This window comes from Solibacillus sp. FSL K6-4121 (assembly GCF_038002585.1).
Lineage (GTDB): Bacteria > Bacillota > Bacilli > Bacillales_A > Planococcaceae > Solibacillus > Solibacillus faecavium.
This window is the reverse complement of the sequence record NZ_JBBOCS010000001.1, coordinates 1,337,734-1,359,134: the sequence shown is the minus strand read 5'-3', so window position 1 is coordinate 1,359,134 and position 21,401 is coordinate 1,337,734. Positions and strand designations below refer to the sequence as shown.

General features: G+C 38.2%; 22 protein-coding genes and 1 riboswitch. Of the genes, 7 read left to right on the top strand and 15 right to left on the bottom strand.

Annotated elements, in window-relative coordinates; genetic code table 11:
* Positions 1-71: 71 nt before the first annotated feature.
* Positions 72-263: riboswitch (cobalamin riboswitch) on the bottom strand.
* A 102-nt stretch (positions 264-365) separates the two neighbouring features.
* From MHH95_RS06930 to MHH95_RS06920, 3 genes are all read right to left on the bottom strand, one after another.
* Positions 366-1,535, bottom strand: coding sequence for an acyl-CoA dehydrogenase family protein (locus MHH95_RS06930; RefSeq protein ID WP_340726910.1), 1,170 nt, complete (start codon positions 1,533-1,535; stop codon positions 366-368).
* A gap of 284 nt (positions 1,536-1,819) precedes the next feature.
* Positions 1,820-3,487, bottom strand: a complete 1,668-nt coding sequence (gene argS / locus MHH95_RS06925; protein WP_340726909.1) for an arginine--tRNA ligase — start codon at positions 3,485-3,487, stop codon at positions 1,820-1,822.
* Positions 3,484-3,927: a DUF1934 domain-containing protein gene (locus MHH95_RS06920; protein ID WP_340726908.1), complete on the bottom strand. Its 444-nt coding sequence runs from the start codon at positions 3,925-3,927 to the stop codon at positions 3,484-3,486. The genes argS and MHH95_RS06920 overlap by 4 nt, the downstream gene beginning before the upstream one ends.
* Before the next feature lie 194 nt (positions 3,928-4,121).
* Here MHH95_RS06920 and MHH95_RS06915 point away from each other — a divergent pair, with 194 nt between their 5' ends.
* Positions 4,122-5,204 (top strand): diguanylate cyclase domain-containing protein, encoded by a 1,083-nt coding sequence (locus MHH95_RS06915; protein ID WP_340726907.1) that lies wholly within the window; start codon positions 4,122-4,124, stop codon positions 5,202-5,204.
* 51 nt (positions 5,205-5,255) lie between these two features.
* On the opposite strand, the gene speB is transcribed toward MHH95_RS06915, so the two are convergent.
* Positions 5,256-6,128: an agmatinase gene (gene speB / locus MHH95_RS06910; protein ID WP_340726906.1), complete on the bottom strand. Its 873-nt coding sequence runs from the start codon at positions 6,126-6,128 to the stop codon at positions 5,256-5,258.
* Positions 6,129-6,457: 329 nt separating this feature from the next.
* Between speB and MHH95_RS06905 the strand changes: the two genes are divergently transcribed.
* The gene (locus MHH95_RS06905) at positions 6,458-8,515 is read left to right on the top strand and encodes a transglycosylase domain-containing protein (RefSeq protein ID WP_340726905.1); all 2,058 of its coding nucleotides are present in this window, start codon (positions 6,458-6,460) and stop codon (positions 8,513-8,515) included.
* A gap of 331 nt (positions 8,516-8,846) precedes the next feature.
* On the opposite strand, the gene MHH95_RS06900 is transcribed toward MHH95_RS06905, so the two are convergent.
* The gene (locus tag MHH95_RS06900) at positions 8,847-9,359 is read right to left on the bottom strand and encodes a YwhD family protein (RefSeq protein ID WP_340726904.1); all 513 of its coding nucleotides are present in this window, start codon (positions 9,357-9,359) and stop codon (positions 8,847-8,849) included.
* Positions 9,360-9,424: 65 nt separating this feature from the next.
* On the opposite strand from MHH95_RS06900, the gene MHH95_RS06895 reads away from it, so the two are divergent.
* Positions 9,425-9,610: a 2-hydroxymuconate tautomerase gene (locus tag MHH95_RS06895; protein ID WP_191700766.1), complete on the top strand. Its 186-nt coding sequence runs from the start codon at positions 9,425-9,427 to the stop codon at positions 9,608-9,610.
* Positions 9,611-10,149: 539 nt separating this feature from the next.
* Here MHH95_RS06895 and MHH95_RS06890 read toward each other — a convergent pair.
* Positions 10,150-11,457 (bottom strand): HD domain-containing protein, encoded by a 1,308-nt coding sequence (locus MHH95_RS06890; protein ID WP_340726903.1) that lies wholly within the window; start codon positions 11,455-11,457, stop codon positions 10,150-10,152.
* 189 nt (positions 11,458-11,646) lie between these two features.
* A complete protein-coding gene (locus MHH95_RS06885) occupies positions 11,647-11,871 on the bottom strand; it encodes a DUF1450 domain-containing protein (protein ID WP_008404549.1) in 225 nt (74 codons plus the stop codon).
* Positions 11,872-12,092: 221 nt separating this feature from the next.
* Between MHH95_RS06885 and MHH95_RS06880 the strand changes: the two genes are divergently transcribed.
* Positions 12,093-12,734: an RsfA family transcriptional regulator gene (locus MHH95_RS06880; RefSeq protein WP_340726902.1), complete on the top strand. Its 642-nt coding sequence runs from the start codon at positions 12,093-12,095 to the stop codon at positions 12,732-12,734.
* Positions 12,735-12,748: 14 nt separating this feature from the next.
* Here MHH95_RS06880 and MHH95_RS06875 read toward each other — a convergent pair whose 3' ends face one another.
* Entirely contained in the window at positions 12,749-13,576 is an 828-nt protein-coding gene (locus MHH95_RS06875) for a lipoate--protein ligase family protein (protein ID WP_340726901.1), read from the bottom strand.
* A 164-nt stretch (positions 13,577-13,740) separates the two neighbouring features.
* Here MHH95_RS06875 and hemQ point away from each other — a divergent pair, with 164 nt between their 5' ends.
* Positions 13,741-14,478 carry a hydrogen peroxide-dependent heme synthase gene (gene hemQ / locus MHH95_RS06870; RefSeq protein WP_340726900.1) on the top strand — a complete coding sequence of 246 codons (738 nt, stop codon included), beginning with the start codon at positions 13,741-13,743 and terminating at the stop codon, positions 14,476-14,478.
* 224 nt (positions 14,479-14,702) lie between these two features.
* Here the strand turns inward: hemQ and MHH95_RS06865 are convergent, their stop codons facing one another.
* Complete coding sequence (locus MHH95_RS06865) at positions 14,703-14,888, bottom strand: hypothetical protein (RefSeq protein ID WP_191700761.1); 186 nt, start codon at positions 14,886-14,888, stop codon at positions 14,703-14,705.
* A 414-nt stretch (positions 14,889-15,302) separates the two neighbouring features.
* Here MHH95_RS06865 and gerQ point away from each other — a divergent pair, with 414 nt between their 5' ends.
* Entirely contained in the window at positions 15,303-15,614 is a 312-nt protein-coding gene (gene gerQ / locus MHH95_RS06860) for a spore coat protein GerQ (RefSeq protein ID WP_191700760.1), read from the top strand.
* Positions 15,615-15,682: 68 nt separating this feature from the next.
* Here gerQ and MHH95_RS06855 read toward each other — a convergent pair whose 3' ends face one another.
* The 6 genes from MHH95_RS06855 to MHH95_RS06830 all read right to left on the bottom strand — a co-directional run bounded on the left by MHH95_RS06855 (position 15,683) and on the right by MHH95_RS06830 (position 20,331).
* Complete coding sequence (locus MHH95_RS06855) at positions 15,683-17,368, bottom strand: methyl-accepting chemotaxis protein (protein ID WP_445683003.1); 1,686 nt, start codon at positions 17,366-17,368, stop codon at positions 15,683-15,685.
* A gap of 20 nt (positions 17,369-17,388) precedes the next feature.
* A complete protein-coding gene (locus tag MHH95_RS06850) occupies positions 17,389-18,564 on the bottom strand; it encodes an amidohydrolase (RefSeq protein WP_340726898.1) in 1,176 nt (391 codons plus the stop codon).
* Between the two features lie 137 nt (positions 18,565-18,701).
* A complete protein-coding gene (locus MHH95_RS06845) occupies positions 18,702-19,079 on the bottom strand; it encodes a DUF423 domain-containing protein (RefSeq protein WP_340726897.1) in 378 nt (125 codons plus the stop codon).
* A gap of 50 nt (positions 19,080-19,129) precedes the next feature.
* Positions 19,130-19,402, bottom strand: coding sequence for a YwdI family protein (locus MHH95_RS06840; RefSeq protein WP_340726896.1), 273 nt, complete (start codon positions 19,400-19,402; stop codon positions 19,130-19,132).
* Positions 19,399-19,581 (bottom strand): uracil-DNA glycosylase, encoded by a 183-nt coding sequence (locus tag MHH95_RS06835; RefSeq protein ID WP_340726895.1) that lies wholly within the window; start codon positions 19,579-19,581, stop codon positions 19,399-19,401. The genes MHH95_RS06840 and MHH95_RS06835 overlap by 4 nt, the downstream gene beginning before the upstream one ends.
* 39 nt (positions 19,582-19,620) lie before the next feature.
* Positions 19,621-20,331 (bottom strand): uracil-DNA glycosylase, encoded by a 711-nt coding sequence (locus tag MHH95_RS06830; protein ID WP_340726894.1) that lies wholly within the window; start codon positions 20,329-20,331, stop codon positions 19,621-19,623.
* Positions 20,332-20,493: 162 nt separating this feature from the next.
* Here MHH95_RS06830 and thiD point away from each other — a divergent pair, with 162 nt between their 5' ends.
* On the top strand, positions 20,494-21,342 hold the full coding sequence (gene thiD / locus MHH95_RS06825; RefSeq protein WP_340726893.1) for a bifunctional hydroxymethylpyrimidine kinase/phosphomethylpyrimidine kinase: 849 nt from the start codon (positions 20,494-20,496) through the stop codon (positions 21,340-21,342).
* The last annotated feature ends 59 nt before the right edge of the window (positions 21,343-21,401 follow it).

The following is a 21,401-nucleotide window of genomic DNA, read 5'->3' as shown; positions in this document are numbered from 1 at the left end:
CTAGGAAGCTTTATGAAAGCAAATAAATTCAAATAAAAAATTCATTTACCACATCCTATCCGCGTAGGCATTAATCGGGCATTATAAAGGCAGGTCTCCTGGCTTATGCATTAACGTTTATGAGCTGCCTTCCCGAAAATTTCAGTGGCATATAGCTCAAAACTAGCAATTACAGTGGCGGGACCGCATCGGATTTGAACCGATTTCCCTTTTACTTCTTACTTTAATTAGATATAGTAAGAACCTTTATAGTACATATTTAATTAATAATATTATTATAGCGGATATTTCATTAATTGTATGCAAAATTACCAAAGTTTCAGATAATTTGTTTATAATTCAGTTTCTGCGTATTAAATAACAGTTCATTCTTTTGTTTTTAAATTGTTTTCAATTGCTGTCTCTGCTAAACGCTTAATTGTAATGTCATCCATTGGTGGATTGTGTAAGCCTGCACGTACATCACGGTAATAGCGTTGAAGTGGGTTGGAACGTTGAAGGCTCTTTGCGCCAACTAAACGCATCGCTTTATCAACGACTTCAATCGCTGTATTTGTCACAACATGTTTAGCAATATTGATTTCGTTAACTAAGGTCGCCTTCTTCGTCGGGTCATTATACAGTCTTGCTACTCCATAAATAGTAAAACGAGCTTTTGTTAATGCTAAATCCATTTCTCCGATGAGCGTTTGAACATTCGGCAATTGTGCAATGGTCCCTTGAATACTATTTGGTGAATGGCTATTCGCAAAATCAACCGCATAATCACGTGCTGCCTGTGCAATCCCTAAATAAGTCGCTGGGATAAGCAGTAACCAGCCGTTCAACTTAAAGCCTGTTGTATAGTTTGGGATTTCCACTAAGTTCGTCTGATCAATACGTACATTGACGAGCACTAAATCATCGCTTCCCGTACCGCGCATTGATGCCACATCCCACGTGTTTTCGACCGATACTCCTTCAGCTGTTTTCGGAACAAGGAAAAACCCTAACTGATCCTCATCTTCAATCCATGCAGATACTAAAAAATAATCGAGATCCGGTGCACCGCTCGTATAGTTTTTACGCCCGTTAATTATATAATGTTCGCCATCACGTTTTGCGGAAGTCGCCGGACGCCCACCACGCACTGGACTTCCCATCGCAAACTCACTTACTGCACGATTTACTGTCGCACCATTTGCAATTTCTCCACCAAACCAATCAAGCTTTTGAGGATTCCAGTAACGGTTTTCAAAAATCTCGCCTACATTTTGAATTGTCCACGAAGCTGCCAACCCCGTACTTCCGCAATAGCTTGCCAACGTTTCATGTAGTAAAAGCGCATCATATACGGTGAAGCCATCTCCTCCGTATTCCTTTGGCAACGTTATTTTTGTATAGCCAATTTCGCGTAGCTTTTGGAAATTTTCAAATGGAAATGTCGCTTGCTCATCTGTTTGTTGAGCCAATTGTTTTATACTCTCTGAAATTGTTTCGAGCTTTTCCAACCATTGTCGCTGCTCGTCCGTTTCAATAAATAATTCCTTGCTCATGAAAAGCACCACCCTCGTCTGTTGTCTTACGTAGTTATTTCATCAAATTAATAGTACGTTTCAGAAATTTACAAGTCAATAGATATCCCTAGTTTCTTTGTAGGGATTTATTCACTTAATAAATAAGGGGGTAATTTCCAATTTAAAGTGGAACGGTGGCGGGAGAAAGGAGAACCTTTACAACAAAAGGTAGAAAGGCTCAGTTAAAAAGTAGAAACATCGCATTTCGAAAAAAAACACCCTATTTTCCGTTAATAGAAAATAGAGTGTCGTGAAATTTTGGATTACATTTTCTCAGGTGCACTTACGCCGATTAATTTCAACGCATTTGCCAATGTTGTTTTTACTGCTGTAATTAACGCTAAACGAGCTTGAGTTAGCTCTTTATTGTCTTGATTTAATACTTTTTCTGCATTGTAGAAGCTGTGGAATGCTGCTGATAAGTCTTGGATATAGTTTGCGATACGGTGCGGTGTGCGGTGTTTCGCTGCATCTGCCACGATTTGCGGGAATGCACCAACCTTTTTCAGAACATCTTCTTCTTTTTCTGCTACTAGTAAGTTTAGGTTTTCCAATGATGCCTCAAAACCTTGCTCGCTTGCTGCACGTAAAATAGATGAAATACGTGCATGCGCATACTGTGCATAATACACTGGGTTTTCATTTGATTGTGATACTGCTAAATCTAGGTCGAAGTCCATGTGTGAATCCCCTGCAGTTTTTACAAAGAAATAACGTACTGCATCAAGACCTACTTCTTCCACTAACTCACGCATTGTAACAGCATTACCTGTACGTTTACTCATTTTAAATTTCTCACCGTTTTTGTAAAGCTGAACCATTTGAATTACTTCCACTTCCAATGTTTCACGCTCATAGCCAAGTGCTTCAATCGCTGCTTTCATACGTGGGATATAACCGTGGTGATCGGCACCCCAAATATTGATTAATTTATCAAATCCGCGACGTAATTTATCTTCATGGTAAGCAATATCTGGTGTTAAATATGTGAATGAACCATCGTTTTTAATTAATACGCGGTCTTTGTCATCGCCAAATGTAGTTGAACGGAACCAAGTTGCTCCATCTTCATCAAATACATGTCCATTTGATTTTAGTTTCTCTAATGCAACATCGATTTTGCCGTTTTCATATAATGAAGTTTCAGAATACCAAACGTCAAATTCAACACGGAAGTTTTTAAGATCGTTTTGTAGTTTTGCTAATTCTAATTTTAAACCGTGCTCACGGAAAAATTTGAAGCGTTCTTCTTCTGTTTTGTCCAAAATTGAAGCACCAAATTCTTCAGCTAGCTTACCTGCAATAGCGATAATGTCTGGACCGTGGTAGCCATCTTCCGGCATTTCGGCATCCATGCCTAATGCTTGTTTATACCGTGCCTCCAATGAGTACGCTAAATTGTTGATTTGATTACCTGCGTCATTAATGTAGTACTCACGAGATACATCAAAACCGGCAAAATCCATAACGTTACATAAAGAGTCCCCTACAGAAGCACCGCGGGCATGTCCTAAGTGTAAGTCGCCTGTTGGGTTCGCTGATACGAACTCGACTTGTACTTTTTCACCAGCTCCTGCAGTAGAACGACCGTAATTTTCACCTTGTTGGAATGCTGCTTTTACTACACCTGCTAAAAAGTCTTTACGAACTGTGATGTTTAGGAAGCCAGGACCTGCGATTTCGATTTTTTCGATATCTGTCCCTTCTGTTTTTACATTCTCTAAGATGCTTTCTGCAATGGCACGTGGTGGCTTTTTCGCCAATTTAGTTAATTGCATCGCTACGTTTGTGGCGAAATCACCGTTTGCTTTGTCTTTTGGTGTTTCCAGGTGAATATTTAGTTCTGTGCCAGCTTCGACTAAGCCTGCCTGATTGATCGCCGCTTTTAAAGCGTCTTTAATCGATTGCTGTAATTGTTCTACTGCATTCATGAATATACCTCCGTAAATTGAATTTCCAATGTGTATTGTCCGACAGAATTACCGCCTATTATAAGATCATATTGCGTTTTAAAACGCCCTGATACTTTTTCGCTTTGTGTTACTTCAATGGCTAACTGATGTGTATCGGTAACGATTGGCAATGATCCGAATGGACTTTCATAATGTCCATTTTCCCGTAAACCCGGATTTAAGGGAAGACGCATGTTGACACCACCGCTTCGCATTATTAAGGCTTTCGCTTCATCTAGCTTTATCGTCGTTTGAATTCGTGTCTCTTCCTGAATTTCTTCATAGCGTAAATAATGATTTGCGCCTTTTTCTACACAGTTGCCTTCCAGCCACATTTCATATTTTTCAAGCTCGCCCTCGGTAGGAATGATGGAGGAAATTAGCTTAATTTTGACTGTTTTCCCATTCTCGTTCGCCACAGCAGTCAGCTCCTATGCATATATTTCTATAACCTTTTTATTATAGGATAAGTTCATCTCTTTAAGCAACATCGAACTTAAACTTTACCTTAGTACTTTTATCATCTAGTTTTGAGTATTTTTTCGTTATTTAAATCATTTTTATAGTATTTTGGGTAGAAAAGAGTAATGATTATTTTATAAAGGAGTTAATTATGTTTATCGAAATATTGTCTTATTTTTGTATATTATTTACTTTTACTCTATTAATTTACTGGCCATTTATCAATCACTTTAAAATTACGCCATTTATAGACCGATCTATTCCTTATGTGACAGGCATAAAATTCGGTGTGACGGGGCTAATTTTAACCTATTCCGCAATTCATTTAGTTGACGGTGTATTGGTAAATTCCCAGTTCATATCTGTTCTGTTCAGTGGTTTATTAGGCGGACCCTTGGCGATATTAATTAGCGGACTTATTATAGGGATTGGTCGCTTTTTCTTTTCAGAAGGAACGATGGTTTCATCAATATTTAACTATAATTTTATTTTACTCGTATTGTTCCTGTTTCTCCTTACACGAAAATATGAAATGACTACTAAAACCGTTTTCATATATTTTTGGCTTTGTTTGGTTGAAACGATTTTGATTTCATTTATAGGTCTTTGCTTTAGCAGTAATGCATACGCATTCCTCCTGGTATATGGTTTATTTACAGTTTTCGCATTTTATTTTATTTACATTGTTATTCATCAGGTGAAACGTACAAATGATACTGTACAGGAAACTACTTATTTGCGAAAAATTGATTATTTAACACAGTTGCCTAATACAGCAGAATTAGAGAAGTGTCTTCAACAACTTGTTAAGAAAAACGGTGTTTTCAGTTTATTATTGGTAGATATTCGGGATTTTAAAATGATTAATTACCGATACGGATTTTCAACAGGCGATTTAATCATTAAGCAGTTGGCTTTTCATTTACAAGAGTATGCAGCTAAAAATGATGCATTTGTTGGCCGGTTAGGTGGCGAGGAGTTTGCCATTATTTTGAGGGATATCCCTCCAGCTCTAGCGATTTTTGAGGCGGATAATTTAATAAAGACTATAGCCCAACAGCCTTTTAATGAAATAGGTAAAGAGGAAATTTATATATCCGTTACGATTGGATTAAGCTCTTATCCGGATAATGGTCCAAATTCACATAGTATGATTGAAAATTTAATTAGAGCTTCTCAACATGCCAAATCGAATCTAACATCAGGCTACTTTCATGCAAACAACTTAAAGTAAATGCTTAAAAAGCGAGCGACAGAAATTCTGTCGCCCGCTTTATTTTTCTTTTTATTTCACCCAGCCTAAAATCATTTCGCGAATTAATTTTGCTGCTGTGTTTACTGTTATTTCTGAATGATCGTATATCGGTGCTACTTCCACAAGATCAAAGCCGACCACATTTACTTCAGAGTGCGCGATTTCATGAATCGATGCCAAAAGTTCTTTTGGTGTAATACCGCCTGCATCTACAGTGCCTGTTCCTGGTGCATGTGCCGGGTCCAATACGTCAATATCAATTGTCACGTAAATATTGCGCCCTTTTAATGTTGGCAGGATTTGCTTTAAAGGCTCGAGTACTTCGAATAATGAAATGTGCATCCCATTTTCCTTTGCCCACTGCAATTCTTCCTTTAAACCTGAACGAATCCCGAATGAATAGACATTTTCAGGTCCGATTGTATCAGCTATTTTACGAATTGGCGTTGCGTGTGAATACTGTTCACCTTCATAATCGGTACGTAAATCAGTATGCGCATCAAAATGAATAATTGCTAAATCATCATACTTTTCGTATACCGCCTCCATTACTGGCAATGATACTAAGTGTTCGCCACCCATACCAACTGGAACTTTGTTGTCTGCCAATACTTGGCGAACAAATGTCTTAATTTCCGCTAAAGATTTTTCCGGATTACCGAATGGCAATGGAATGTCTCCTGCGTCAAAAAATGGAACATCCGCTAATTCGCGATCCAAGTAAAAACTGTATTCTTCCAAACCGACTGACACTTCACGGATTCTAGCTGGCCCAAAACGTTGACCTGGACGATAGCTTACTGTCCAATCCATTGGCATGCCGTAAAGAACTGCCTTACTTTCTTCGTAATTTTGATGGCTTTTAATAAACATATTGCCAGCATAAGTTTCATCAAATCTCATTTACGATCACCTACATCCTTCTCTATTTTAAATTATCAATTATAAATCAATTTGTTCTCAATTTCGTATGCATAGCGACCGGTGATTTTGCTCATACTAAATCTAACAAATGAAACTTTTGATCGCTATTTTCGTATAATTAAGTACAACTGACAAAATTCGACATTATGAATACGTATAGTCATAGCAGTATTAATGCTTATTTCCATTTAATGTGCTACGACAAAAGTATAGTTGTTTTCATTGAAAGTGCAATAGAATTTTTATAACTTTTCCTAAATGACTGAAAATTTATTGCTTACTATAAAAAAGAAATGAGGTGGAAAAACTTGAAAAGACAGCAATATAAAAAACGAAAAAGTCGTAAAAGATTTATAAAAAAAGTAGGACTCGTTACTATTGCCCTTTTATGTTTTTTCGCTGTAACGTTCCTTTCATTGCGTATATATGCACAAGTTGCTGGAGCACCACCACTTACTGTTCCGAAAGCTTCGATCTTTTTGGATAGCAACAATAATAAAATTGGTGATTATTTTACCGAGGAGCGTCGCTATTGGACAGAATTGGATGATATTTCACCTTATTTAATTGACGCTACTGTAGCCGTGGAAGATAAAGACTTCTTTGACCATAGTGGTTTTGACTATTCCCGAATTGCCGGTGCCGTTTTAGCAGATATTAAAGCGGGAGGTAAGGTCCAAGGAGCTAGTACACTTACTCAGCAATATGCGCGTAACCTTTATTTAACACATGAAAAAACATGGACCCGAAAAATAAATGAAGCCTTATTTGCCTATCGTTTAGAGTTATTTTACTCCAAAGAAGAAATTTTAGAAGGCTATTTAAATACGGTTTACTACGGACATGGAATGTATGGTGTAGAAGCAGCGAGCCGTTATTTTTATGACAAATCAGCAAAGGATTTAACATTAGCCGAAGCTTCTATGCTTGCCGGTGTTCCAAAAGGGCCGACGTATTATTCGCCACTAAATGATTTAAAAAAGGCGACAAATCGTCAGCAAGTTATTTTACGATTAATGGCTGATCAAGGAAAGATTACAGAAGATGAAAAAACACGTGCTACGTCTGAACAAGTTGTACTAAAAAGTGATCAATGGATTGCGTCAAAGTCGATAGCACCTTACTTTTTGGATGCTGTTAGGGAAGAAGCGACTGACATATTAAAATCCAAAAACCTTAGTATTAATGAAGGTGGATGGACGATTCAAACAACATTGAACCAGGCGCATCAGCGTGCAGCCGAAAATGCAATTAAAACGAATATGCCTAATAGTGATTTACAGGTTGGTTTTGTTAGTATGGATGCACATACTGGTTATGTAACAGCGCTTGTAGGAGGACGTGATTATAGTATAAGCCCCTTTAATCGGGTCTCATTGGGAAATCGTCAACCCGGCTCCGCCATCAAGCCGATTTTATACGCAGCTGCCCTGGAAAAGGACTTTCACCCAATGTCGTTTTTAGATGTTAGTGAGACAACATTCACTTATGATAGTGGACGAGCAACTTATACACCACAAAACGTCAATAATAAATTTGCAGATCATGCCATTTCCTTAGCCCAAGCATTGGCTATTTCCGACAATATTTATGCTGTAAAAACATTGGAAGGAATCGGCTACCGTTCCTTCCGGGATATTCAAAAACGCTTTGGACTTCAATATTCTGAAAAAGATATCCCTTCCATTGCTTTGGGAACCGCTGAAAATTCGCTGTATGATTTAACAAATGCATATAACATACTTGCAGCTGGTGGAGAAAAGAGAAAACCGGTTACCGTATTATCGATTACTGATGCAAAAGGGAAAGTTGTTTATAAATATAAAAAACCGGAGAAAGAACAAGTAATTTCTGAACAGGATGCTTTTGTTCTCACACAAATGATGACAGGAATATTCGATCCTGTATTTAGTGATTACTCTCCTGCAACCGGTCTATCTTTACGCTCTAGAATGTCCCACACGTATGCAGCAAAATCGGGGACGACAAATAGTGATCAATGGATGATTGGCTTTACACCTAGCTTAACTGCCGGTGTATGGAATGGCTATGACCAAGGGAAAACACTATCTGTGCAGGCAGATATGGCAGCTTCCAAACAAGTGTGGATCGATTTTATGGAAACCGCCCTTGATGGAAAAGCAAACGAAACTTTTAAAATGCCAAGTGGCGTCGAGCCTGTTACGGTTGATATTCTAAGTGGTAATTTAGCCGATGCCTCCTGTCCGAACCAACGTGTCGTTTATATGAAAACAGCAGATATCCCAACGGAATCATGTGGAACATTCGATTTCTTCGATACCGATACATGGGGTAATTTCTTTGAAACATTACCATTTGAAGCATTCAAAGGTTTTTGGGACTAAAAATTAAAAAAGCTCTTTCGTTTCCGGTTCTAGTCCGTAAAACGAAAGAGCTTTTCTATTGTGGTTAACGAAAGGATGAGAATCATGGGGCATTCGGCTTGGGAAAGTTCAAATGCCGCTTAATACTCATCACTATTCATTTTCCACGTGTCCTAGCCTACTACTTTGCAAGCTTTAAAATCAGTTTACTTTCTTTTGGAAGCAGTTTCAACCACCGATTAGGATGTTCTTGAAATGTCACATATTGTTCACCGGATGAATTCATTTTCCCAAAAAAATAATTGACTGATTATCAATTTATTTGTGTCTTATATTTACCCTATAAGTCATTTTACGCTAAATCATTTGCTAATTTTTCATCGCTATTGTTCCACATTTCTTCATTGTGGCTTTTCAGGAAGTCTGCCAATATTTTTTTTGATGGTGCATCCATATGATCAACGATTATATGGCGCTTCATAGATTTATCCATTCTGTTTACATGATCCGCCAATATTTTATAGCCGCGGCGTTTTTCACGGTTTACAACCATTTCACATGCAGTTACGCCTGCAAAGTAGGCACCGGATTCCTTATGGTCAATCGTCACCCATACTAACCAGTAATTTTTACCACCTGCTGAGTCTTCACGGTTCGTTGTAAATTTAATACCACGCTCTACTTCACTTTTTGCATGCATTGCACCTATATCAACAATCGCCGTTCCTTCTGCGACATCGACAATGACTGGCGACACATTTTCTAGAGAAAGTGAGCCAATGCCAAAACCTTTATGTCCATCGGTTGGATCATTTTTAATAATCGTAAAACCCATTTTTGGTTTAGAATTTTCTTCATTTGCCATTGTAAATACCTCCAAATACGCTAATATAAATACTATACACTATATTTTAACTAGGAGGCGACTATATGCCAATCGTTACAATTAAAATGGTTGAGGGGCGTACAGAAGAACAAAAGCGAGCGCTTGTAGAAGAAGTGACACAAGCTGTTTCAAAAACAGTTGACGCACCAGTAGAAAATGTATCCATTATCATCGAAGAAATGTCTAAAAACCACTTTGCAAAAGGTGGCGTGCGATACAGCGACAATTAATTTGTCCTATATTTCAGCTGACTACGCAGTACACAATGAAAATTGCAGTGCAAATGGGACTGGGTCATAATCTAAAAATGATGGGCCTGGGACAAAACCCGCCTCAAAATCAAAAGCAGTTCAAATTTTACGATTAGTAAAATTTGAACTGCTTTCTTATTGTGTCTACTTCGTAGCCGTTGTTCTCCGTTACGGCGGACGCTTTCCTGGGGGCACGGCTCGAGCCTGTAGTCTCTCCCACGTGCTTGTCCCCTGGGAGTCGCCGCCTTCACTCCGAACAACTAATTTCCCTTCTATATCAAGTAAATCTCTGCATAATTTCTGGCATGAAAAAAGGACACTCTCTGTTAAATTTTAAGTATCCTACCACCAAATTTCAAACGAAAGAAGTGTCCCTATATTTAAAGATTAAAACATGAATCAACTTATTTTACCGCTAGATTTAGAAGTAAAGTTACATAAGCCGTCAGCTACACTCGCCCCCCATTCCAATCAATATAAGACCCTTTTCCTTATCCACTTCTGCCTTAGTCTCTTTTTTATATATGCTCAATTAGTTTCTGTATTTCCTGACGTAATGTTTCCGGAATGTTCTCGTCATCGAATAACTCTTCCGGATAGTAAACTTTATGGTCCACTTTTATGCGGCCGGCAATTGCTTCAACTATTTGACTTTCCTCTGATAGCTCACACTGTTCACCGTCTCGCATAAGTAAATATATTGGCTTTTTTGTCCCTTCAATTCCTGGTCGATAAAAGTCATATGGCAAATCGGATGTGGAATCATGGACTAAATAATAATCCGGGTCCATACCTGCCTCTAAAAATAGACGGCGCAGCTCTGCATATACTTCAGGTTGCTTAAAAGGGTTGAGATTTGTATATTGGAACAGTTTCCGATTCACGAATCTTCTACATAAATCCCGTAAAATTAGATCTTCTTCTTTCATCCAAAATTGGAAGTATGCGAGCATAATACTTTCATCTAATGCTATATAATCTTCCAGCGTGACATCACCTTTGAAAAAAGCAATAAAAGGCGTTGGCTCATATTTAAAGACATAATTACTCGCACATAACACTTTTACCCGCTTTAAAATATTATTGAGTACAACTTCTGCACTGCGTGATACAGGGTGGAAGTAAATTTGCAAATACATTTGGTAACGGCTCATAATATAATGTTCTACTGCATGCATTCCACTTTCTTTTATAACTACGCCATTTTCACGGGGGCGCATAACACGCATAATACGTTCCATATCAAAATGCCCGTAGCTAACGCCTGTATAATAGGCATCACGCTGTAAATAATCCATTCGATCGGCGTCAATTTGACTTGAAATTAAGCTGACAACCAATTCGTTCGGATATGTTTTTTCTATTACTTGGGCGACTTTCTCAGGGAAGTCCTCTGAAACCCTGCGCAGTACCGCATTTACTTCTGTCTCCCCTAGTAAAATTTGACGCGTAAAATATTCATGATCTGTCTCAAACACATTTTCAAAGGCATGGGAAAACGGGCCGTGCCCTAAATCATGCAAGAGCGCTGCACATAATACGAGTAATCTCTCAGATTCGTCCCATTCTTTTCTTCCTCTGAATACGTCATCTACAATACGGCGTACAATTTCGTACACTCCTAATGAGTGATTAAAACGGCTATGCTCCGCTCCGTGGAATACTAAATATGTGGTACCTAGCTGTTTAATACGGCGCAGTCTTTGAAATTCTCTTGTTTTTATTAAATCCCAAATCACTTGATCCCTAACATGAATATAACGATGGACAGGGTCTTTAAAAACTTTTTCCTCTTGCAGTTTTGTTTTTGCATATGTCGTCAACATAGCCGACCTCCTTATCCCTTTTCCTTATTATAAGTGAGTTCTCAGTGAAAAAGAAATGAATCCATTAGGTAAAAGCATTATTGTCTTTAATTATTTAAATTCTTTATAGATCATTTTCATCTGCAAAACCCTTATAAACGCGAAAAGGACCTATTCTGAAAATTATTTCAGGACAGGTCCCCTACGTCGTTACTTTTTTAGTTTGTCTAGTACCTTTACCATTAACTCCTCTTCAGTTAATGCGGCAACTGGACGATTATTTACAAATGTAAATGTTTTTTTGCGGCCTGGACCACAGTATGAATGACAGCCAATTTCAATCGTTGCTTCTGGATCAATTTCTTTTAATTTTGGAATTAACGTCTTTAAATTAACGGCCTGACATTCATCGCAAACGTGAAATAAGTTTGCCATAGTGTCAACACCTTTCTATTAGCTATTTTAACCTATTCTTTATTGTATCGCATATTGCTTATTCCATTCAAGTATATACTAGCAATTCCGTCAAAGGTCTGATAGGAATATATTTCTCATTATTCTATCAACAATTTACGATATATTGAATAAATGTTTTCCCCTTTGGACATGATAGATTTACAACAACAAAACTATGAAATGATTAGGGGGAGTTTTAAATGACAAAAACAAGACAAGATGCGTGGGTAAAAGAGAATGATGAGTTATTGGCAGAAGCTGTTTTGCGCCATGTTAAAGAAGGAAGCACACAGCTTAATGCTTTTGAAGAGGCTGGTGATCTATTGAACAGAACAGCTGCAGCGTGTGGTTTCCGCTGGAATGCAGTAGTAAGACGTATTTATGAGGAAGATTTGGCACAGGCGAAAAAGGAACGAAAAGAGCGTATGCGTATGATGAATACGGCAACAAAGCGCAGAACAACGCCTTTATACTTAATGCCTTCAAATGAAAATCAGCCGACTTCCATTCCACTATCGGCATTATCATTGGATATCGTTATTGCATATTTAGTAAAGTTGCAACATACGAATTCAAATGAGCAAGATTTAGTAAAGTGGCGTAAATTAACATCACTGTTAACAGAACAAAAGACTCAGCTTGAACAGCAATTGGCTGCACTTCAAAAAGAAAATAAAGCGATTAAAGAAGATTACGAGCAATTTGTATCTATTATGAATCGCGCTAGAAGACTTGTGGCACTAGAAGATTCAGAGCCGAATGCACCGACATTCAAAATGGAGCGAAACGGCAACTTAATTTCACAGTCATCATTAAATGATTCAGGCGAAGCGCTATATTAGCACCTCGCCTTTTTTTATTTATTTAACATTGATTCATTGCGCTTTAATACGCGCTGTAAATAATATTCATATAGTTCTATTTCAGTTTGCTGCAATGGTTGTTCATTTAACTGTCCATTCCATTGGGCTAATAATTTACGGAGGCGCTCATTCACTTGGGATACAGTGATGTCTTGTCCTGTCAATTGCTGTAATGAAGCCATAACGTCCGGTTTAATGTCCGGATATTGAAATTTCGTTTCCTCACCTTTTAGACCAGCTTCATAAAATCGCTTAATCAGCTCTGCCCGCTCACTTCCGCTACCTTCTACACATAAGTAGATTTGTACAGCAATTCCGTTTTTCATACGGCGCTGTGATATGCCGGCAAACTTTTTACCATCGATACTTAAATCATATGAACCTGGACAATACGAGCCGACAATTTCATATGCTTCTATTTTAGTTGCGATTTCTGGAAGAAGCTGTCGAATCAAATCAACCATCATTTCAAAGGCATTGTTAATACTAAGCGGTTTGTCCTCCCCTATGACAATGGAAATGTTCAACACTCCCCCGTCTAGTACAACAGCTAACCCTCCTGAATTCCGGACAATCGGTTCATGACCGTGAAAATTTAATGTTTGCATGCCTTCTTCTATATACGGTAATCGGTGATCCTGAATGCCTAACACTACTGAATCATAATGCACCCATGTACGAATTGTGGCATCTGACATGTGCTGTCCAACAAGATGGCAAAGTGTGTCATCCATCGCAAATGACTCTAAAGGTGAGCGTTTGTTTGCACTAATCGATTGATCAATGAAACGCCACTTCGTTTGTTTTAAAATTTCGTTCATACATATACTCCTAGCTTAATTTCTCTTCACTTTAGCATACCTCAATTCAAAGTGATGTCAAATTGGTGAAAATATCGATTATGCGAGGTTGAAATGATTTTTTTTTATTGATTTATGCTACACTAACTGTGAATCATTTTCATTTACAAGGAGTGTTTAAGCACATGAATGAAGCAGCAATTACTTTAGATGGCTGGTATGCATTACATGATTTCCGTTCGATTGATTGGGCATCATGGAAATTAGTTTCAGCTGAAGAACGCGAAGCCGCTACGAAAGAATTTATCGCATTTTTAGAAGAATTAAATACAGATACAGGTTCGAATGCTTTCTACTCTATTATTGGTCAAAAAGCAGATTTCATGATGATGACATTACGCGAAACACCGGAAGAATTAAACGAAATCGAAACAAAATTTGCTAAATTAGCAATTGCGGATTTCACTATTCCAACCTATTCTTATGTTTCGGTTGTAGAATTATCAAATTATCTAGCTGGGAAGTCGGATGAAGATCCATACCAAAACCCACATGTACGTGCGCGTTTATATCCTGAATTGCCGAAGTCAAAATACGTTTGCTTCTATCCAATGGATAAAAAGCGCGATGGTAATGACAATTGGTACATGCTTTCTATGGAAGATCGTAAAAAACTGATGTATGACCACGGGATGATCGGCCGCAGCTATGCAGGTAAAATCAAACAAATCATTACAGGTTCTGTCGGTTTAGACGATCATGAGTGGGGCGTTACATTATTCTCTGATGACATGCTTCAATTTAAAAAAATCGTTTACGAAATGCGCTTTGATGAAGTATCAGCCCGCTATGGCGAGTTCGGTGAGTTCCTAGTAGGTAACTTATTAGACAATGAAAAACTGGGGAAATTATTAGCGATTTAATACTCATATACCCGTTCAACCTCTTGATATTTGGTTTATCCATTCATTCAAGTTGCTGGACGGGCTTTATTTATGAATCAAGTTAACGAAGAAAATTTTTATTAAACACTTTTCTCTTATTTATCGTCAATCGTCCCCACTTATTCACCACTCCCCTATACCTAATCGACATATTATGATACACATTCGCCACATTCTCCCAAAAAAGGAAAAAGGCGAGTCGATTAATTCGACTCACCTTCAGTATGATCATCCTGTAATTTTAAAATAATAATAATGGTATTAATGAACAAACCCGTTACGATGAGAAGGATTAGTAAATACCAATGAATCGGTTGTTCATAGAATATCGCAACTGCATAGGACAAAAATGCACTAATTATTATCCCTAACCATATTCCTATTTTCATGAGGTTCCACTCCCGCGATTTTCATTAACAATGGGCAACAATCTTCTATTTATGTAATTTATAGTACCCATTTCATTAAAATTTATTACATCTCCCTAAATAAATTACTCTATAGTATGTCAGGTATTCAAAAAATAACACTGTATCGGTGTTCAACTTTTTTTTTATGCATATACTAAAACGAAAAAGGAGGTTACTTAGAACGCCTATAGTTCAAACAAAAGATAATCTTCCTGTTCGATTAAGATGCTACAAAAGGTTATTCGGTTGACCTGCCTAGTAGTATGGACAATAGCGTAGTAGTCACATATTGAAGTTGAGTGTTATGTGTATCGGCAACTGCCAATTGTCTAGCGGTAAACTAAATTTATTTAATGAAAGGATGCAAAATTGACTTATTACTGGACGTCTCCAATGCAACAAATGAACCCTTCGGCGGTTACAATGCCTTCGACTATGCAGGGGGTAGGCTTTCCACGAGAGGAATCCTATATTGAGAATATTCTTCGGTTAAATCGTGGGAAACCAGGTACGTTTTATTTTTCATTTGATAATGCGGTAGCTGGCAGCAATACGCGTGCTGTTCGCGGTGTGGTCGAAGCAGCAGGACGCGACCATGTTATTTTACGTGATTTAAAGAATAACCATCGCTTCTTGTTCCCGATGATTTACTTTGATTATGCGGAATTTGATGAGGAATTAAGCTACTTTACTCAAACACCTTAATAGGCGGTAAGTCTTTTAAAGTGCATAAAAAAGCAAGGTGCCTTCACAAAGCACCTTGCTTTTTATATTTACACTTTAAATTGCTGTATTTCCTGCTGTAGGTTTTGGGCATTGTCACTTAATGTAGCTGCTACTGCATTGACTTGCTGCATCGTTGCCGTTTGTTCTTCCACGGCAGCTGCTATCATTTCAAGGTGGCTGCTCGATTCGTTTGAGCCATTGGCAATTTCATTTACCGAAGCAGTTACTTGTTCTGCACTTGCCGAAAGCTGTTCCGATGTAGCTGAAATTTCTTCTATTTGCATAGACATTTCGGTTACTGCTTCCACAATCGATGTAAAGGATTGACCTGCATTTGTAATGATATTCACTCCGTCGTTTACAGATATTAAAGAGTCCGATACAGCACGCTCGACATTTTCTGTATCTGCTTTAATTTCAAGTGTTAAGTTGACGATTGAATTAGCTGAGTTTTTCGATTGCTCTGCCAGCTTACGTACTTCATCTGCTACAACTGCAAATCCTTTTCCATGTTCCCCTGCCCGCGCCGCTTCAATTGCAGCATTTAATGCAAGCAGATTCGTTTGATCTGTAATTGCCGTAATAATTTGCGAGATATTATTGATTTCCTCTGTTTGTTGTGCAAGTTTTTGCACTAAATCATTAACTGAATTTGTGGATGAACTAATAATTTTCATTTGCTGTTGTGCATCATGAATAATTTGACCACCATTTCTCGCTGTTTGTGTCGCTTCAACAGAATTGCCATGTAATTTTTGAGTCGCTTCTGCAATTCGCTGTACTCCGGCTGCTGTCTCTTCCATTGCACGAGCACTTTCGTTCGAAGCATGTGCAGAAATTTGAGATCTTTCTGCTGTATGACTAACACGTGTCGTCACATCTTCTGTTGTTGCCGTGATTTCCTCTGTACTCGCTGAAAGTTCTTGTGCAGCAGCACTTACTTGCTCTGAATTCATTTGCATATTTTTAATAAGGTTGGCTAGATTGCTTTTCATCAAATTAAAGGATTTGCCTAGCTCACCAATTTCGTCAGTTGTTTTCACAACAAAATCCTGCTGTGATAAGTCTCCTGAAGCAATAATATTCGCTTCTTTTACGATATTCTTTAATGGTGATGTAATTGTTTTACGAATAAATAACATCACGAGTACAGCTATAAATATACTAATTGCCAAGGCAATGCTTGCAACCGTTTGAGAAAAGGCAATTGAATTGTCGGCCTTTGTAGTAATCTCATCAAGCTGCTGTTCCTGATATTCGACAATCTGATTTGTTACATCAAACATGCCATTACTTGCCACATGAAGCTTCGTATTAATAAATCCATTTGCCAGTGTTTGATCCCCGCGATTATATGCATCAACCATATCAAGGTAACCATTGTTAAAATCATCGCGGAACTTCTTTACTTGCTCCATATATTCTGTCATCGCACCACCTACAACCATTGATTCCAAATAATCAATTTCCGTGTCCAATAATTCATTGTATTGCTTAAAGTTATCGAAAGATTCCTCTTTGCCGTCCAACACGATGGCACGTGCATACATCCCTTGCATCCCTATATTCAGGCGGATTTGATCGACCGTACGGATTTGCTCAACACGATGATCAAGTGCTTCATCCATATCGTCTTGAATTTTATTTAAACTAATAAAGTTAAGAACTACAGTAATCGTAATTAACACAATCATTAAAATGAAAGCAGAATTCAACTTTTTCCCAACACTCATTTTCATATCCCTTCCTTCTGTCAATCATTCTCTAGAAAGTCCAATGCAGCCTGTCCTAATACTTTCGCGGCAATCAGCATGGCTCTTTCATCAAAATTAAATTTGGCATGATGATGTGGGTAAACGGCTTCCCACTGCGGATCTTTGGCTCCTGTAAAGAAAAATGTGCCTGGAATATGCTGCATATAATAGCCATAATCCTCCCCAATCATAAATGGTGGACACTCAGTAACCTTTTCCACTCCACTTGTTTGCTCCGCTACTTTCGCTATAAACTTTGTCTGTTCTTCATGGTTAACAACAGGTGGATACCCATCGAAATATTCATAACTATAGGTAGCGTGCATCCCTAAACATGTTGCTTTTAACAATAATTCAATTTCTTCTTTTATTTGCCTGCGGACCTGTTCATCTAGAGCACGTACAGTCCCTTGTATTTTCACTGTATCGGCGATGACATTAAACGGATTGATAGCTTCAAACTGACCAATTGTCACAACCCCCGATTGAAGCGGTGCGATCCGGCGGGAAGTAATGGTCTGTACTTGCGTAACAAAGTGGGCTCCGACGACTATTGCATCCACTGAATGCTGTGGCTCTGCGCCATGTCCACCCTTACCTTGAATCACAATTTCAAATCGGTCTGCTGCCGCCATAATTGCCCCATCTTTTACAAGCACTTCGCCTAATGGGGTTGGTGCCCATAAATGTGTCCCAAAAATAACGTCCACACCATCTAGGCAGCCATCTTCAATCATGGCCAATGCACCACCAGGAGCTAACTCCTCTGCATGCTGATGAATAAAAACAATATTACCGGACAATTGTTCCCGCATGTCCACCAGTACTTTTGCTAAAACGAGCAATGTTGCAGTATGACCGTCGTGACCACACGCATGCATTACCCCATCGTTTTTAGATTTATAAGGCACATCATTTAATTCCTGAATAGCCAATGCATCAAAATCCGCACGTAAAGCGACCGTTTTTCCTGGCTTGGCACCTCTTAGTATGGCTACAACTCCACGTCCTCCTACATACTCGCGCACTTCTAATCCAAGCTCACGATGAAAATTCGCAATGTATGCAGGTGTATGTACTTCCTCATGTGATACTTCCGGATGCTCATGTAAATAGCGACGTATAATCACCATTTCTTCAAAATGATCTTCCAGCTTTAATAATAATTGGTTCATTTTCCTTACCCCTTTACTAACCTACTTTATAACTATACAATAAATTCAAACAATTTAGATAAAAGATTTATTTTTCCTAGTAAAATAATAAAAAAAGCATATACTACCATTTTTAGGAGTATACGCCTTCTATCTATCTATGACTTTTTTACTATTGAAATTATAACCATTATCCAACCAATTAAAAATAAGACGCCACCGATTGGAGTAATTGCCCCCAATATTCCGATTCCTGTTAAAGCTAATACCATTAGACTTCCTGCAAAAATGACGATTCCTGCATTAAAACAAATCATTGCTATTTTTAGTTGCTTTACTTCACCTAAAATAGCCTTTGACATTAATATACCTACTAATATAAGTGCTGTTGCATGGAACATTTGATATTGTATGGCTGTATCCCATATTCCCGTACTGTAGTCATCTAGCATATCTTCCAATGCATGTGCTGCGAATGCGCCTAATGCAACTGCTAAAAAGCCATGAATCGCTCCTGATATAATTGAACCTTTCATTATCTTACCTCTTTCTTTTATATGTTCAACGCCCTATTTAGTAATAACAATTAAAAATCAAAAAGTGAATCCCCATTTGCATCCTCTTCCTCGAGCTTTTGCGATGGAATTGCAACAGGCTGTGTATATACCGGTGAGGAAACAGTCGTACTGACAAGATTTGTAGCCGGGAGCTTTGTAGAGTTTATTTTTTCATCCAATACGACATCACATAATGCACGAATAGCCGTGAGCTTTTCACGAGCCAGTTGCTCCGTTGTCGCATGAGTAGCTTCTGCGGTCAACTTTTCAATTTGTTTGATGATTGTTTCATACGTGATCATCTCCCATTTTTCCCTCCTCTATTTTTCGGCACAAACTTTAAGCAATCCATTCCCGATGACTGTTTTACAACAAGAGATGGTAGCTGCTTCGTTTTAAAACCGTAAGCCGTGCACCCGCGCGGATTATTTTGATCCCATGTCACACGGAAAAAATGACATTTAAAGCAATCAACTTTCATTTGCCGCTCCCTCTCTTTCTATCATTACTTTACCATGCTTCACAGTAAAAGTTTAGATTGTTTAGAACCATTCTCATTTAAACACCAATTTATAGGCTTTTCACCTATCGACTGAAGCGCTTCATTTGTTTTTGAGTAGGGTCTGCTTCCAAAAAATCCACGATGGGCACTTAATGGACTTGGATGAGGTGCTTGGAGAATAATATGCTTATCGGAAATTCGTTCAATTAAAATCCGTTTACTTTGAGCCGGCTTTCCCCATAATAAAAAGACGATTGGTTGAACACGCTCTGCAAGTTTTTCGATAACTGTATCAGTAAACTGTTCCCATCCTTGTCCTTTATGAGAATTCGCTTTTCCTGCCTGGACAGTTAATACAGTATTCAACAATAAAACACCTTGCTTTGCCCAGGATGTTAAGTCTCCATGATCAGGTATTTCGCAGCCCATATCCTGCTGTAACTCTTTCATCATATTTCTTAAGCTTGGTGGCAATTTTTGCCCTTGTTCGACTGAAAAGCTAAGTCCATGCGCCTGATTGGGACCATGATATGGATCTTGTCCTAAAATGACTACTTTAACCGCATCATAATCTGTCAGCCTAAAGGCATTTAAAATATGTTCTTTTTTTGGATAAACAGTTTCCAACTCATACTGCGTGGATAAAAAACTTTGCAAGTTTTTATAATAAGATTGCTGTTCTTGTGCGGCCAATATTTCCTTCCAACTATTTGTTAATTGTTCAATCATAGTTTCACCTCATCTCAAACGGTATTGAAATTCATAAAGAAGTTCAAGTAATTTCTTCTGACCTTAAAGTTTTTTCTTTTTCTGACTATTTTTATATAGTCAGATAAGCGCTATACTAAGCATAATTATTATTCGAATATTCACTTTAAGGAGATATATTTTATGACACTTAAAAAAACTTTAACAATTGCAGGTTCTGATACTTCCGCAGGTGCAGGGATGCAAGCAGATTTAAAAGCTTTCCAGGAACATGGCACTTACGGAATGGTCGCATTAACAGTAGTCGTGACAATGGATCCTAAAACTTGGAGCCATACTGTGACACCATTGCCGACAGACCTTTTGCAAAAACAAATCGATACAGCCCTTTCTACAGGAGTAGATGCAATTAAAACAGGGATGCTTTCTACAGAAGAGATTATACAAATGGCTTCACAGGCTATTCAATCTTCAGGAACGAATAAAGTAGTTATCGATCCAGTAATGGTATGTAAAGGCGATGACGAAGTTTTAAATCCTGGCAATACAACAGCTATGGTTAACTATCTATTACCTCATGCTACAGTTGTTACACCTAACCTCTTTGAAGCAGGTCAACTGGCTGGAACAGGTACACCAAAATCAATTGAGGAAATGCAGGCTGCCGCAGTAAAAATACATGAGCTTGGGGCAAAAAATGTTGTCATTAAAGGCGGAAAAGCATTAGTTCATGATAAAGCGGTTGATTTATTTTATAATGGACAGGAATTCAAGTTACTTGAATCTGAAAAAGTCACTTCAACTTACAATCACGGGGCAGGCTGTACATTTGCAGCAAGTATTTGTGCCAACTTAGCAAATGGTCTCTCTGTTGAAGAATCGGTAATAGAAGCGAAGGAATTCGTTTCGGCTGCAATTAAACATGGGTGGGCTTTAAACGACCATGTCGGTCCAGTTATGCATGGTGCTAAACCCCGTTTTGGTGCACCGGTAGTAACGGTTACAACGATCCCAAACTACATTAACGCATAAAATATACTGAGTCACACAGGAATTCGCTTCTTGTGTGACTTTTTCTTTTCATACTCCAC